This window comes from Paenibacillus sp. FSL M7-1455, assembly GCF_038004655.1.
In the GTDB taxonomy this organism is placed as follows: Bacteria; Bacillota; Bacilli; order Paenibacillales; family Paenibacillaceae; genus Paenibacillus_AQ; species Paenibacillus_AQ cookii.
Genome location: NZ_JBBORO010000001.1, coordinates 5,007,217 through 5,022,171, shown reverse-complemented (window position 1 = coordinate 5,022,171; position 14,955 = coordinate 5,007,217). Strand labels below are relative to the sequence as shown.

The window sequence follows — 14,955 nt, the reverse complement described above, 5'->3', positions numbered from 1 at the left end:
TTATTGGAAACCGGATTTGGAGGAAGAAACCATGAGTATACCAAGAGAAGCATTGACCTGCTCGGCCCTGTTGGCCTCTTATAACAGCAAGCAGGCGAGAGCTGAACAGGCCGAAAGGCTAGTGTTTGAAGGGATAGGAAACAAGGATGTCTACAATATTGCGGCTCCTTTTGAGGATGATGGGGAACTGGTGCTTCCCGGACGCGTGGAACCGCGGGACAGCGAGCATTCCCAGGTGATGTTTTTTGTGGAGCGGGACGGAAAATGGCTGCCGCGCGCCGGCGCGCCGGTATTCGATCTGCAGGATCCGTTTCATACCCGGATCGGCGGAAAGCTGATCGTCGGCGGCGTGCAGATTTATCCGCATCCCGAGAAAGAAAATGCGCTGATGTGGCGCACCGTATTTTACCAAGGGAGCTCCGTTAACGGGCTGAAGGAATTTTTCAAAGGACCGGACGGCATGAAGGATCTCCGCCTGGTGGAGCTGAAGGACGGCAGCATCGGCATTTTTACAAGACCGCAGGGCAAGAAGGGCGGACGCGGTAAAATCGGGTTTGCCAAGGTTCCATCCCTGGAAAAGCTGACCCTTCAGGTCATTAACGATGCTCCGCTGCTGGAAGGGCAATTTACCGACGAAGAATGGGGAGGAGCGAATGAGGTCCATCTTCTCAAAGACGGACGGATAGGCGTGCTTGGGCATGCGGCTTGCTACGATCCAAGCGGTGACCGTCATTATTACCCGATGGCATTTGTGTTCAGCCCGAGCGACTTGACCTTTACGGACATGGAGCTCATCGCGGTACGCGACCGTTTTCTGCCTGGACCGTCCAAACGCCCGGATCTGCAGGACGTTGTGTTTAGCGGCGGGCTTATCCGCAAGGAGGACGGAACTGCCGTGCTTTACGCGGGGATCGGCGACGCCGACGCGCAGCGTATCGTGATTGACGATCCTTTTGCCAAATTCGAATAAGGCCGGAATGAACCCCCGGACTTTATTTCATGAACTAAAGTGACTACAAGGAGCTAAATGCCATGAATATATACCGTTATGAACAGAATCCGCTGATTACGCCGGCTGACGTCCATCCCCATCGTGAAGGTTTTGAAGTGATCGGTACGTTTAACGCCGGGGTGGCCGAATATAACGGCGAAACGATCCTGCTGCTCCGCGTTGCGGAGCGCCCGGTCAGCCCTGACCCGAGCATTGTGCTGGCACCGGTTTACAACCCGGAGACACAGGATCTGGATCTCATGGAAATCCGTCTGGATGATGAAAGCTATGATTTTTCCGACCCCCGGGTCATCGTGAAGAAAGCCAACGCTCCGGCGTTTGAATACCTCACGTCCTTGTCTTATTTGCGGATCGCTCGCAGCAAGGACGGACATCATTTCACTATTGAGGATAAGCCATTCATCTACCCTTCCAACCCGCTGGAGGTGTTCGGCATCGAAGACCCGCGGATTACGCAAATCGGGGACACTTATTACATTTATTTCTCGGCCGTATCGCCGGTAGGCATCGGGGAAGCGATGGTATCAACGAAGGATTTTCGGACCTGGACCCATCATGGCCTTATCTTTGGACCGGACAATAAGGACGTGATCATTTTTCCCGAGCAAATCAACGGCAAGTATTACGCACTGCACCGTCCGACAACCAAAAGCGTAGGCCGCCCCGAAATCTGGATCGCCGAATCGGACAATTTATTGTATTGGGGCAACCACAAACATCTGATCGGCCTGCGTCAAGGCATGTGGGACAGCGGCCGTATCGGCGGCGGAGCCGTTCCGATCAAAACCGAACAGGGCTGGCTGGAACTGTACCACGGAGCGACGCGGGATCACCGGTACTGCATGGGGGCCGTCCTGCTGGACCTGAATGATCCGTCCAAAGTCATCGCCCGTTCCGGCAAGCCGGTGATGGAGCCCGAAGCGGATTATGAAACCAATGGATTCTTTGGCGAGGTGGTGTTCTCCTGCGGCGCGACTGTTCACGGGGACGTCGTCCGGATGTATTACGGAGTGGCCGACACGTCCATGGCGTGCGCCGAGCTGAGCCTTAGCGAAATATTGGAGAGTCTTGAACCCGTAGGGGAATGACCGGCATAAGTGCAAGGAAGGAGGACTTCGGATAGGATCCGGAGTCCTCCTTTTTTAACGTCTCCTAGAAAAAACACTACCATTTAGCTTCACAGGAAGCATGTAGATGTAATTAAAAATCAGACCGCAAGCTAAGCCTAAGCCAGTCCCGCAATTTGGCTGCCGCTATCCGTCGACTACATTCGGACGTGTTTCTAAAAAAACATGAAACGTAAAGCGTCCAGGTTAGGGTTCTGATTTCACATTTTTAGCCTGATGTTTGGTTATGCCCAAGTCGCAATGGTTTCAACTGGCAGGCGGTAAGACGGATAGCCTTCTTTGGCTGCTTTTCCGATCGAGATCAACATGACCGGTTGGAACCTGTCTTTATCAAGACCAAAAACTTCAGCAATCCGTTCCTTATCATATCCGGCCATCGGGTTCGTGTCATATCCATGGGCGCGGGCGACAAGCATGAGTTGCATGGATACGATGCCCGAGTCGATCAAGTTCATGTCTCGCAGGTCAGATGGAGATATATTCGCATAGTAGGATTTCGCTTGTTGCAAATTCGACTCCATGATGTCCGGCGGCATGTATCCAAGTTCTACGGCTTTACCATAAATCTCGTCAATATATTCAATGTTGTTGGCATCGTAAAAAACCGCGATGACAGCCGATGAAGTCAGAACTTGCGACTGGTTGAAGGATGCCAGAGGTGCAAGTTTTTCTTTGCCTTCAGCGCTATCTATAACAAGGAAACGCCATGGCTGCATGTTAATCGCAGAAGGGGCGCGGGTAGCTTCCGTTAAAATTTCAGTCATTTCCTCCCGGCTAATTTTCACTTCGGGATCGTACACTTTTACCGAACGGCGTCCCAAGACAATTTCATTGAAATTGTTAGTGGCATGGAATTTTCCAGTCAATGTGCTCATTTTTGCTCTCTCCTTCATCTATATTTGTTGTGAGATTCGGGCCGCTTCACCTCACTAGGAGGATTGTAAACTATGAAGTATACTTTATAGCAAGAGAAGGAATCGGGGTGATTCATATGAAGATTAGTGAAGTCGCAAAAATGGCAGACCTTCCAATATCAACGATCCGATACTATGAGAAAATAGGTATTATCACTAATGATTACATTCGGAGAGAACAGAATAATTACCGGGATTATGCTTCAGAAATCATTCCTTATTTAGAAGTTGTTAAAAAATGTTTAGCTGTGGGATTTTCAATTAACGATATAAAAGCGATGATCTCGAAAAATGGATTGTCCCATGAGGATCAATCCCAACTTATTTTGGAGAAAATATCTGAAATCGAACATGCTCAAAAAAAGTTGGAGGAATCCAAAAAAGAGCTTTACGACATTCTTGAAACGGATATTATATGCGAAAAAGGGTTCGGAAAATATTGACGCATTCGGAACTGGCCTCATGAATCTGAGCTTATGGATTACCGTGTGGCATAACCAGAAAAAAGGGCTCCTATTTCACATAAGAGCCTTAATAAAATCTACTCAATTTTTAGTTGTTATGGATGCTATTTTCTCAACGTTATTCCATTCAACAGTAGCACCAATGGATTCAGCAACAACACGCGTATTAACATAAAACTTGTTTTCTGTTTCATCTAAAAAAGGAGCTTGGGTTAGTTGGACCTCCCTTTTGTTAATAATCGCCTTTAATATCCCATTTGTCAGTTTTATTTCAAGATCATCCTTAGAAGCTGTTACTGTTTTGGTTTTTTGATCCCAATTAACAGACATACCCAAAGCTTCAAAAAAATTACGGAATGGTATCATTGTATTCCCGTTAATAACAGTAGCTTTGTCATCTAAAGCTTTACCGTTTAATACCACTGTACCCGTAACGCGTTTTTGCTCAGCATGAGCCAATGAGAGCGGAACTAAACTTGTTGCAAACAATGTAAATATCACAGCCATACGCAGAACCCAAAAGCTTTTTTTCATTTACTCCGCCTCCATTCGGTGTTTTGTGTTTTACATATTATTAGACGTGTTTAACCGAAGAATTGTTGCTTTTCCCTGCCGGCCGGAGCCTGGTATGATCTTGGCGAATGGTTAGACATCCTTGAACTAACGGAAAGCAACTAGTCAATTCTCTATACAGAATATGACGAGTTGTTGTAAAACGAAAAGATAGAAGCCGCATAGCACCGTTAAGGGTTGAAAAACTCTACGTATTTTATAAATTAGAGTACGGTGATTTTTATATTCTTAAGAATTTCTCTCCCATTTAAATGATAAGGGATATGGGACCAGACGATCTTGAATTATATGACAAGTTTGAAGAGATTCATAAAGTGGCTAAGGTAAGAGCAATCTCGATATGTAAAGGACGTTAATCCGATATTTCCGGCCCAAAAGGATATTGCGGATTTCAAACGCTATCTGACAACAACGGAGGAGGCGCGGTGGCCAACCGACCAAACCAGGTACGCTGCAGCTAACATTTGTCCAATGCAACATTCCGTTTTTATGCCGTTCTCCCTCGTACTGAAAGATGTGTGCCACAAAAACGACAATAGTAACGACAGTGCAAACTTTGTGGGTTGTTTTTTGGCAGAGGGTTATTCATACTGAACAAGACGGCGCAGAATAATACCGTGCCTTCTTAAGAGCATCATTTTTTAAAAAAAAGAAAGCCTGACAACCGCACATACGGATCGGCAGGGTTTGAGCATATAGGAGGCACCATGTCCTGGAGTAAATTGAAGCAGCAGCTGGAGAGTTTTCTCTGTCCTGCGTTAAACGGAAGGGTTGAATACCGAGCAACGGGTTATCGTTATTTGCCTGACAAAGCAGGGCTTTGTTATATTTCGGTAGATAAAAAGGACGTACTCCGAATGAATGATAAAGCGAGTTCAATAAGGTGGTATCAGACGGAGCTGGAAATTAAAAATGATCCCGATATCCAAATCCCGGTCAGCGATGAAGAAATGGAAGCGGTCAGAAAGGATACCAAAGGAAACGTTCCGGAGGATCGTCTGAAAGTCATTGCCAGAAACCGAAAAATATCAGGATATGCCAAGGAGCTTTTGGCGGCGCAGGCTTCATTAAGCAAATCCAATTTTGTCGCTGTCGCTACTCAATTTTTATCGACTTCTATCGAAGAAAGCATCGAGAGCAAGGATATTTTATTGAATGTTCTGGCTTTGGTGGACAGACGGGTCGGGAAAAAGCGGATTTTGAACATGTCCGAGAAGATGAAGTTAAAGCATCCCGTTGTGCAGTATTTTTATGAATTGCGGCGCAGTACATGTTGAGGAAAATAGTTTTCGTTGCGGCAGTGCAGATCGCTATAAAATAGAGAAAAGAAGCAAGACGCGTAACCCTTCTAGCGGAGGGTTTTTGTATCGTTTATACTATATAGATTGAATGAAAGTAAGTCACATCTTTGAAACGGATATTCCCTGTGGATCAAGGAATGACAAGAAAAAACATAAATTCATTCTATATGGTAAAGCCAATTTACTTTCTAGGAGTTGTCTGACGAACCATGAACAAGAAAGAAGTCGCGCACATACGCAAGCAGTTTAAGCTGGACAATCATTTGATGCAAATTTACGATATTCTGAACGTGTACATTATGAAGGAAACGAACGAAATTTATCACTGGGAGCGGAGTCCTTTTGGGTTAGTGGACCGGGAGAAGCAGGAGCTGTACATGGGCAACTTCAAAAAGCTGCTGACCGGCGAATTGGATCATAAGCTGTTCGAGCTTAAGTTTACGGAGGAGACGGAGGACCAGAAAGACCCTTCGCGGGTGCTGCTTCATCAAGCGATCCAGACGGGCGATCCGGAGGAGTGGCAGGATCTGATGCTGCTGCTCGTAGAGAAAATGATGGCGGACACGACCTATGAACGGGATACGGTCATTACGTTCGTGCGCGGACAATACTACCGGCCGACCAAGGCGAGGAATGATGAGGCCGAGGAGACAGGGAACGACGAGGTGTTCGGGCATCCGTTCATTCTATGCAGCGTGAACTCTACGGAGAAGCAGCGGAAGGCGCTTTTGTTCGACTATGTGGAGAAAGAGTTTAAGTACAATATCATTGTAGATCCGATTATCAAGCTCAGCACGCCGGAGGAAGGGTTCTTCTATCCCAGCGTGACGGACAATTATTCCGACGTGAACCGGGTTCTGTATTGTACGGGGAAATCGAATGATCCGAATGAGCGTTTCATCTCCGAGGTGTTGAATGCGGAACGCTCTGTGACAGCGCTGGAAGAGCGAGCGATCTTTGAAGACATCGTGAAGGAAGTGGCGGGCGAACAGCTGGACTCGGCCACGATCGCACACGTGTACGAGGAAATTCATCATGTGATCGAATCCCACCAGGACGAGGAAGAACCTCCGAAGCTGGATTATACCGATGTCGAACGCGTGCTGACCGCAAGCGGCGTAGAAAACGTGACCAAGGAAGCCGTGGAACGGGCGTTTGAAACCATCGTTGACGATAAGAACTATGAACTGAAGGCGAAAAGCGTGATCCCGAAATTCACGTCCAAATCGATCAAGATCGATACCAAGGTAGCCACGATTACCATCAGTCCACAGGATTTAAGGTATATTAAACAGGTGAGCTTTCAAGGCAAACGCTGCATTATGATTGAGGTTGACGAAGATGCTGTTATTGAGGGCTTTACGCTTACGACAGAGACGTTATTGGAGAAGGCGGAATGAAGCGATAGCAGTTTTTGAGATGCTCCCCTTGCGAAGACAGGTTTTATGATTTCTCCTGTCTATCGTAAGGGGAGTATTATGCTTGGAGCTCCTTCTGAATCACTCCCCCTCTCCTAATAAGTAAAAATATCAAAGTCCCATATCAACCATTTAAAATTGCGCCGCCTTCAGCATTTTATAACAGATTCCCCGTATTCACCCGTTGATAGGTAGACGATCATAACTTTTAAAAAGAAGGCCAATGATTTTTGAAAAAGGGGTTATTCGGAATTTGTGTGGAACAGTCTTAGATAACATTATTTCATAAAATCGAATCTTTTATATAAACTTTCATTTATATAAAAAATGAATATTTATAATAGTGGGTGAAAGTGAGGTGATTGCCCTGCAAGACATTTATGCTGTAATTGCAGAGCCTTCCCGGCGGCGTATTCTAGATCGGTTGCTGCGTTCTGATTCCACCGTCAATGATTTGACCGAAGAGTTGGGCCTGTCGCAGCCGCTGATCTCCAGCCATCTGCGATTGTTGCGTGAGAGCGGACTCGTCCGAGTCAAGGCAGTGGCCCAACGTCGTATCTATTCACTGGATGCCGGTCTCCTAGCTGGGGTGGACGATTGGTTGAGCGCCTACCGCGAGCGATGGAACCAACATGTCGATGCGCTAGAGGCTCATCTCGATCGGAAAAAATCCGAATGATACGAATCAGCCCAGCCTTACTGAGACATTGGAGGGTATCTAAACAGGGCGTTTTGTTTTAGTTTTATTCCTGCTTTCAATAGGAATAATGAAAAAGTTGGTATTGTGAACCAAGGACATAGTTTTATGGGTCACTCAGAGTTGAAGCACCCAAATTCTCGTAGCAATTAGTAAAGATGGATAAAAACAGAAATAAATACCAACAATGCAAAATAACTATGATTTGGCTAACGAACAGTATATTATTTATAGAGCGAAGAATGCTAAATTGTAAAAGAATACAGTAAGTGTAACATCATCTTTACGGAGATACCGTGAAAAAGGATGCTCGCAAAAAGCGGGCATCCTTTTGACGCTTTAATTTAAACGTAAACAAATCAATGCAACAATAAGCATCTGTTGAATTATAAAATATTGTGTACACAGTAACGGTCGATTATTTTAATTTTGAGTTCTCTAATTCATTTGCAATTTTTGGGGATAACATGTCGGGGCGTTTATCAAGAAGCGGTTGGGCTTCTTCCAGTGCAGTGATCGGTAATTTTCCGGTGTTCACGTCCGAAATAATAGATGACATACGCAAAAATTCCTTTTTACTAATCTTAATATTAGATGTAGGTGCAGCATTATCTGACTTTGCCGCTTGCACTCCCACAGATGCACCAATTGTTAATGCAACAGCTCCGATACAAAGTAATAATGTTCTTTTCTTCATTATAATCCTCCCTTACGAAACAAATTCCATACATTACTTAAGACGTTTCTGGATATCAAAAAGTTATGCTTTTAAAAAGAAAAAAAGGGGTTCCGATTGATACCAATTTGAAACCCCTTTTAAATTTTTACCACACTACATTATATTTACCCGGTAACCAAGGATAATTAAAGTTCCCACACCATATTTTATGATATCCGTAGTAACCTGAGAACGTCACGTTATCATTATTATATGCATTTAAAATTTCAGAATCCATGAGGTAATTTTCTCCGTTATCTTTTTTATAGATATTTGCTACTACGAAATTATACTCGTCTTTTTTCTCATCATTTGTACCAGGCATAGACTCTACGCGAAGAGAACCTGGAGAGTATATATCTGCTGAGTAGGAATTAAATGTATAAGTTTCCCAGGACTTGGTTGAAATTTCATCTGTTTCCAATATCTTTCCGACTACAAAGTTTTCGTTTTCACTAACTACATTACTGTAGGGAACGTAAGATGGTCTTATGCTTTTTACAGATTTGTCAACCACATCTTTAGGAGAAATCACAATATTTGAAGGATCAAATTTCCAAGTTCCATTCTCTAAGACAACGTCGTATGGAATTACTGGATATTGAATACCGTTCTGAATCTTGGAAATTTCTACTTCATATTTGAAATCATTAACCTTTTCAATATCTAAGATTTTGTAACTTATCTTTTGATCCTCGAGATGTGCAGCATTATATTGAGTTGCTTCACTTTCAGGATCTGCAATAGATTTCAAAAACAAATCACTATCTTGGCGATTTAAACTGTCGTAAAAGTTATTAACAACTTTTTCAACTTTACTTACTTCAGACTCAGGTGCAGTATTGGAAGCAAATGAAAAACCTGGCGCAACGCTTACACATAATAGAGCAACTGAAAATACTAGTTTTTTCAACATTGAGTTATCACTCCTAATTTAGAATATTCAAAACTTAGATTTGTCAAACAGTCACTATTGATTTCTTCTTTTATAACCAACCTTTTGTTCCTCGAGTGAGCTAAATCTTGTGACAATTACTTATTCAATCCTCATTTTGGTTCCCGCAAATAAAATCATAGAGAGAAGCGTCATAATTTTTAAAGTATTGGCCTACAGCATAAACATCATCCTCTCTTGTAAATTTTAAGGGAAACTACCCTTCTATAAATATCTAACGTTCCTCGAACTGGTTTTGTTATGGAATTTAAATCAAAATATTTATTTTTTTTAACAATAAATAGTATTTATACATTATATTAATGATATTATATGTAAATTGGTAAGTAATCAATTGCGTTCCTATAGTCTAAAAGAGCGAGAGAAATTTTTAGCTTCCGGTTTGTGCGGCGGTTGCTGATTCTAGTAGATGGAATGGCTAAGGATAAGATATGGGAGCAAACAAGTTCAAACACTATAATCGAAAAGCGTTGAATCATCCATTTGGGACTGATACTTACATACTGGCGGAATAACGGTTGAGGCTGTCTTGTTGGAATGGGAATGAATTGGATCATAAGCTGTTCGAGCTTAAGTTTACGGAGGAGACGGAGGACCAGAAAGACCCTTCGCGGGTGCTGCTTCATCAAGCGATCCAGACGGGCGATCCGGAGGAGTGGCAGGATCTGATGCTGCTGCTCGTAGAGAAAATGATGGCGGACACGACCTATGAACGGGATACGGTCATTACGTTCGTGCGCGGACAATACTACCGGCCGACCAAGGCGAGGAATGATGAGGCCGAGGAGACAGGGAACGACGAGGTGTTCGGGCATCCGTTCATTCTATGCAGCGTGAACTCTACGGAGAAGCAGCGGAAGGCGCTTTTGTTCGACTATGTGGAGAAAGAGTTTAAGTACAATATCATTGTAGATCCGATTATCAAGCTCAGCACGCCGGAGGAAGGGTTCTTCTATCCCAGCGTGACGGACAATTATTCCGACGTGAACCGGGTTCTGTATTGTACGGGGAAATCGAATGATCCGAATGAGCGTTTCATCTCCGAGGTGTTGAATGCGGAACGGTCCGTGACGGCGCTGGAAGAGCGAGCGATCTTTGAAGACATCGTGAAGGAAGTGGCGGGCGAACAGCTGGACTCGGCCACGATCGCACACGTGTACGAGGAAATTCATCATGTGATCGAATCCCACCAGGACGAGGAAGAACCTCCGAAGCTGGATTATACCGATGTGGAACGCGTGCTGACCGCAAGCGGCGTAGAAAACGTGACCAAGGAAGCCGTGGAACGGGCGTTTGAAACCATCGTGGACGATAAAAACTATGAACTGAAGGCCAACAGCGTGATCCCGAAATTCACATCCAAATCGATCAAGATCGATACCAAGGTAGCGACGATTACGATCAGCCCACAGGATTTAAGGTATATTAAGCAGGTGAGCTTCCAAGGCAAACGCTGCATTATGATTGAGGTTGACGAAGATGCCGTTATCGAGGGCTTTACGCTAACCACGGAGACGTTGTTGGAGAAGGCGGAGTGAAGCGGTAAGAGCTTTTGAGATGCTCCCCTTACGGAGACAGGTTTCTATGATTCACCTGTCTAACGTGAGGGGAGCATTTCTTAAAGCCTTAGTATTAACCCAGATCTAAATTTAGAGCTATTACTCTCTATACGCTGATACTGATATTGCTAAAGTATTTCGATCAAATCAATACAGTTAATGTTGTTAAAAAGCGAAGACTATTGAGGACGAAAAAACCGCCCATTGAGAGGCGGTTATTGACCTTTTGTTATTTAAGGCCGATGAGGTGATTACCCTTCCGCAGGTCGCCGAAGCGCGGCGTAATCCATTTATATTCTTTTCCTAAAGATAAGTACAGGCTGCTCTGCGGTAGAGAGATTCATTACTGTAAAGCAGCCTTTTTGCGATCAATCTCCGGTAATCAATCTACCGATTCCCCGTTCCTTTTTATGATTGTTTAACAATTTTATAAGTAAGGAAGTATAAATTTCAATATGACTAGGCTGATAAAGACGGCAAATAGCACTATAATAGGTACAATTATTATTTTGTTTGGTAGAATGATGAATTTTTGCATTATTTCAATAGACATTGATACCATTAGTAAAAATAAGAGAAAGCAAGGAATGAACAATTTGCTTTTTTTGCTAAGGAAAATATAAGTAAGATACTCTGTTCCACAAAAAGCGATGATCATTACTGAAAATATGCCAATAAGAGCGCTTATTTTTTTTACCATATTCCACCACCTTAATGTGAAAAAGGGGTATGAAATTTTTATACCCCTTTTTTTCAACCATAAAGTTATATAAATATCCAAATTTATTATCTTTCCAATCGCCCCACATTCCAGGGAATGGATTGGGAACACTACTGGTTTTAGAAATAAGAGAGTATAACTTACTTATCTTATGGTTCGAATACATGAACTCTACTTTCATGTATTGATTTTTGCTTTTATTCATAGTCATAAAAGTATCGTACATTCTCGAACGGTCAATTTTACTTAGCCAGTCCCAACCTAGCGCAACAACTGTACCCACCGCGAACGAAGCAACTGTAGCAGGAACGCCTGTAAGACCTAAAGCTTTGACAATAACGTTACCTAATACGGTACCGCTAGCACCAGAAGCAACTAATGAAAGTAAATCTGAAAAAGTACTATATTGAGCACTTGCTGCTAAAATGGTTGCCGCGGTATCCCAAGTAATGTAGTCTACTTCTAAAGTATATGTGTCGAAAAAAGCCGCTTAGTTGCGGCTTTTAATCATGCTATGTTTCTGCTTGATTCCCGGACGCTGGAGCTAATGCAAGGGCCTCGGTTTACTTGGCAGTATATTAATTTTGAGGAAAATTAATATATATTGATGAATCATTAGCTGTTTTTTTCCATTCGACATTTGCTCCTAATGTCTCAGCGATAAATCTGAGGTTTACATAAAAAGTACTGTTGTCTGGATTAAAACTAGGGACCTGATTCAAAACTTGAACTTTTCCATTTACGTAAGCCTCATTGGAATTATGAATAAGTTTGATTGATGTTCCACCTTTTGTCGCGGTAGCTGACTTCGTCTTATTATCCCAAACTACAGTCATACCGAATTTTTCAAAAATAGGCCTCATCGGGACTAAGGTGGTTCCACTATATGTTACGCTTGCGTAAATATCCATTTTCTCATTATTTACGAAGATTGAAGGTTTTTCTCGGGAAGCAAGGGCCGCATTTACCCCAAGTATCATGGAAATCGCTATAGTCGAAATTAATAATTTTACCGTAGTTTTCATTTTGCAAATTCCTCCTTTGATGTTTAATAGACAATAGATATCATTGTATCCATTGCCTATTAAATACGTTATTTATATAACGAACTATCTACAATAATTGTTACAGTGTTATTACTGTCGCGAGTAACATAAGCATGATCTAATTGAGGACTCGAAAATGAACTACTAGGTACAGTAGTACCATTAACTACCATCGTTGACGATAAGAACTATGACCTGAAGGCAAACAGCGTGATCCCGAAATTCACGTCAAAATCGATCAAGATCCGATACCAAGGTAGCCACAATTACCATCAGTCCACAGGATTTAAGGTATATTAAGCAGGTGAGCTTTCAAGGCAAATGCTGCATTATGATTGAGGTTGACGAAGATGCAGTTATTGAGGGCTTTACGCTCACTACGGAAACGTTGTTGGAGAAGGCGGAGTGAAGCGGTAAGAGATTTTGAGATGCTCCCCTTACGGAGACAGGTTTTATGATTTTGCCTGTCTAGCGTGAGGGGGTATTTTTATGTTTGGTTTATTTCGGATGAATGTGGCAATCGGTTGGTGGCGAAGGGGGCGCTATTGGGTCGGAAAGTAGACCATCAGCGACGCGCTGGGCGGATCTGACGGAAGGAGCAGTTCCATGACGCTAACTGATAGGCTGCTGAAACACCTGAAAGCTGAAGTGCCATTTACCGTGAGTTTATAGGGGGAGTGCCGCAAAAAAATTCTTTTTTTTGTGAATGAGGACGATCACCAGGCTGCCGATGGCGAAAATGACTCCAATTCTACGAGTATCGAAGAATTGGATTGTACCATACAATTTGAATACTATCCTGATGATTTAAGACGCTGTATGATTAGGTGGATTGGGTATGGCAACTGACGGAATATATATCAAAAGTGAGGAGGGATCGTATGAGTATCACCGACAAACAAATGGCTTACCTAGCATTGGTCAATCAACGGAAGAATTGCACGATGTGTGATCCTGCGCAGTGTGAACTAATAAATCCGAGCCAAGCGCTGAACGGGCGATTCGATACGAATGAAATCGGGCACTGGACAGAGTGGCAGGGCAGCTTGGATGCAAAAATGATGGTTGTCGGCCAGGATTGGGGGGATTTCAATACGCTGGAGAAACAAGAAGGGGTATGTAATGTAGACAATAGCTCAACCAATCGCGCATTGATTCAATTATTAAATATTGCCGGCGTGGACATTGACGAAAGTACCGCTAAAAACAAACACGCTGTGCTGCTAGACTAAAAAGTAGACATGGAGAACCGAGAATCGGGTAAAATGAATCTATCCAAATTCGAGGTGCTACCATGACGAAAAAATACGATAAAGAATTTAAACTGCAAACGATTCAGATGATCCAGGAAGAAGGAAAGGCGGTAGCGCAGGTCGCCCGCGAACTGGGGATCAGCGACAACACCCTGTATCGTTGGATGGCGGAATACAAGAAAGACGGCGCACAGGCCTTTCCAGGCAGTGGGCAACTGAAAGCCGACGATAAAGCAATGAGAGATCTTCAGAAACGCCTTCGTGATCTGGAAGAGGAGAACGACATCTTAAAAAAGGCGATGCACTACTTCGCCAAAGACCGGCGCTGATCTATGCCTTCATCCACGATCATCGCTTCAAGTGCCGCGTCTCGAAGATGTGCGAAGCCTTTGAAGTATCCCGAAGCGGCTATTACAAATGGACCCAGCGAAAAGCCAGCAAACGTGAAAAGCGACGTCGCAAGCTGGAGCGGCGGATCCGTCGTATCTTTCTGGAATCCCGTCGATTATATGGAAGCCCCAAAGTAGCAAAAGAACTGCACAAGCAGGGCCTACGAGTGTCCGAGAAAACAGTCGCTCGGATCATGAAGGAGCTAGGTTTACGTTCTCGCACGGTGAAGAAATACAAGGCCACAACCAACTCGAAGCACAACCTGCCTGTTCAAGACAACGTGTTGAACCGCGAGTTTAATCCATCCGCTCCGAACGAGGCCTGGGTGGCTGATATTACGTATATCCCGACCGATGAGGGGTGGCTATACCTGGCAAGCATCATGGACCTGTACAGTCGTAAAATCGTTGGATTTCACATGGATGAGCGAATGACGAAAGAACTCGTGTTAACGGCGCTGGACCGCGCCCACAGCCAGCAGCGACCGCGCGGAGAGGTTCTGCATCACTCGGATCGCGGCAGCCAGTACGCTTCCCATGACTACCAGGCGCGGCTGCGCACCTACAGGATGAAAGGCAGTATGAGCCGCAAAGGGAACTGCTACGATAATGCGTGTATCGAATCGTTTCACAGTGTGCTCAAGAAAGAACTTGTCTACTTGGAGAAGTTCAAAACACGCAAGCAAGCCAAGAAACGCATTTTTGAATATATTACCTGCTTCTACAATGGAAAACGAATCCATTCTGCGATTGGGTATTCTACGCCCAATGAGTACGAACGTATGTACCGATCTGCCGCATAATTTTC

General features: G+C 43.9%; 13 protein-coding genes and 2 pseudogenes. 10 read left to right on the top strand and 5 right to left on the bottom strand.

Annotation, left to right across the window (positions count from 1 at the left end; translation table 11 throughout):
• Positions 1 to 31: 31 nt before the first annotated feature.
• Together NYE48_RS22995 and NYE48_RS22990 are read left to right on the top strand one after the other, a co-directional pair.
• A complete protein-coding gene (locus tag NYE48_RS22995; RefSeq protein ID WP_341000080.1) occupies positions 32 to 970 on the top strand; it encodes an MTP-1 family protein in 939 nt (312 codons plus the stop codon).
• A 62-nt stretch (positions 971 to 1,032) separates the two neighbouring features.
• Positions 1,033 to 2,100, top strand: coding sequence for a BtaManbiosPhlase (locus NYE48_RS22990; RefSeq protein ID WP_341000079.1), 1,068 nt, complete (start codon positions 1,033 to 1,035; stop codon positions 2,098 to 2,100).
• A gap of 263 nt (positions 2,101 to 2,363) precedes the next feature.
• On the opposite strand, the gene NYE48_RS22985 is transcribed toward NYE48_RS22990, so the two are convergent.
• A complete protein-coding gene (locus tag NYE48_RS22985) occupies positions 2,364 to 3,014 on the bottom strand; it encodes a nitroreductase family protein (RefSeq protein ID WP_341000077.1) in 651 nt (216 codons plus the stop codon).
• A 116-nt stretch (positions 3,015 to 3,130) separates the two neighbouring features.
• Here NYE48_RS22985 and NYE48_RS22980 point away from each other — a divergent pair, with 116 nt between their 5' ends.
• Positions 3,131 to 3,496, top strand: a complete 366-nt coding sequence (locus NYE48_RS22980; RefSeq protein WP_341000076.1) for a MerR family transcriptional regulator — start codon at positions 3,131 to 3,133, stop codon at positions 3,494 to 3,496.
• 102 nt (positions 3,497 to 3,598) lie between these two features.
• Here the strand turns inward: NYE48_RS22980 and NYE48_RS22975 are convergent, their stop codons facing one another.
• Positions 3,599 to 4,051, bottom strand: a complete 453-nt coding sequence (locus NYE48_RS22975; protein WP_212952349.1) for a copper amine oxidase N-terminal domain-containing protein — start codon at positions 4,049 to 4,051, stop codon at positions 3,599 to 3,601.
• Between the two features lie 746 nt (positions 4,052 to 4,797).
• Between NYE48_RS22975 and NYE48_RS22970 the strand changes: the two genes are divergently transcribed.
• The 3 genes from NYE48_RS22970 (at position 4,798) to NYE48_RS22960 (ending at position 7,488) form a co-directional block, all read left to right on the top strand.
• A complete protein-coding gene (locus NYE48_RS22970; RefSeq protein WP_341000075.1) occupies positions 4,798 to 5,367 on the top strand; it encodes an SF0329 family protein in 570 nt (189 codons plus the stop codon).
• A gap of 233 nt (positions 5,368 to 5,600) precedes the next feature.
• Positions 5,601 to 6,791, top strand: coding sequence for a DUF4317 domain-containing protein (locus NYE48_RS22965; RefSeq protein ID WP_212958531.1), 1,191 nt, complete (start codon positions 5,601 to 5,603; stop codon positions 6,789 to 6,791).
• A gap of 376 nt (positions 6,792 to 7,167) precedes the next feature.
• Complete coding sequence (locus NYE48_RS22960) at positions 7,168 to 7,488, top strand: ArsR/SmtB family transcription factor (protein WP_197070102.1); 321 nt, start codon at positions 7,168 to 7,170, stop codon at positions 7,486 to 7,488.
• Between the two features lie 436 nt (positions 7,489 to 7,924).
• On the opposite strand, the gene NYE48_RS22955 is transcribed toward NYE48_RS22960, so the two are convergent.
• Both NYE48_RS22955 and NYE48_RS22950 read right to left on the bottom strand, forming a co-directional pair.
• Positions 7,925 to 8,203: a hypothetical protein gene (locus NYE48_RS22955; protein WP_036715753.1), complete on the bottom strand. Its 279-nt coding sequence runs from the start codon at positions 8,201 to 8,203 to the stop codon at positions 7,925 to 7,927.
• Between the two features lie 127 nt (positions 8,204 to 8,330).
• Entirely contained in the window at positions 8,331 to 9,140 is an 810-nt protein-coding gene (locus NYE48_RS22950) for a hypothetical protein (protein WP_036715750.1), read from the bottom strand.
• A 584-nt stretch (positions 9,141 to 9,724) separates the two neighbouring features.
• On the opposite strand from NYE48_RS22950, the pseudogene NYE48_RS22945 reads away from it, so the two are divergent.
• Positions 9,725 to 10,717, top strand: a pseudogene (locus tag NYE48_RS22945) (DUF4317 family protein); the annotation flags it as partial.
• Between the two features lie 1,320 nt (positions 10,718 to 12,037).
• Here NYE48_RS22945 and NYE48_RS22940 read toward each other — a convergent pair.
• Entirely contained in the window at positions 12,038 to 12,484 is a 447-nt protein-coding gene (locus NYE48_RS22940; RefSeq protein ID WP_341000074.1) for a copper amine oxidase N-terminal domain-containing protein, read from the bottom strand.
• 189 nt (positions 12,485 to 12,673) lie between these two features.
• On the opposite strand from NYE48_RS22940, the pseudogene NYE48_RS22935 reads away from it, so the two are divergent.
• The 3 genes and pseudogenes from NYE48_RS22935 to NYE48_RS22925 all read left to right on the top strand — a co-directional run.
• Positions 12,674 to 12,914 (top strand): annotated as a pseudogene (locus NYE48_RS22935) (DUF4317 family protein); the annotation flags it as partial.
• Positions 12,915 to 13,386: 472 nt separating this feature from the next.
• A complete protein-coding gene (locus tag NYE48_RS22930; RefSeq protein ID WP_341000073.1) occupies positions 13,387 to 13,737 on the top strand; it encodes a hypothetical protein in 351 nt (116 codons plus the stop codon).
• 62 nt (positions 13,738 to 13,799) lie between these two features.
• Positions 13,800 to 14,950 (top strand): IS3 family transposase gene (locus NYE48_RS22925; RefSeq protein WP_197070104.1). Its coding sequence is split into 2 segments (ribosomal slippage): positions 13,800 to 14,055 and positions 14,055 to 14,950, totalling 1,152 coding nucleotides; the frame shifts between segments, so codons are not numbered across the junction.
• Positions 14,951 to 14,955 lie beyond the last annotated feature (5 nt).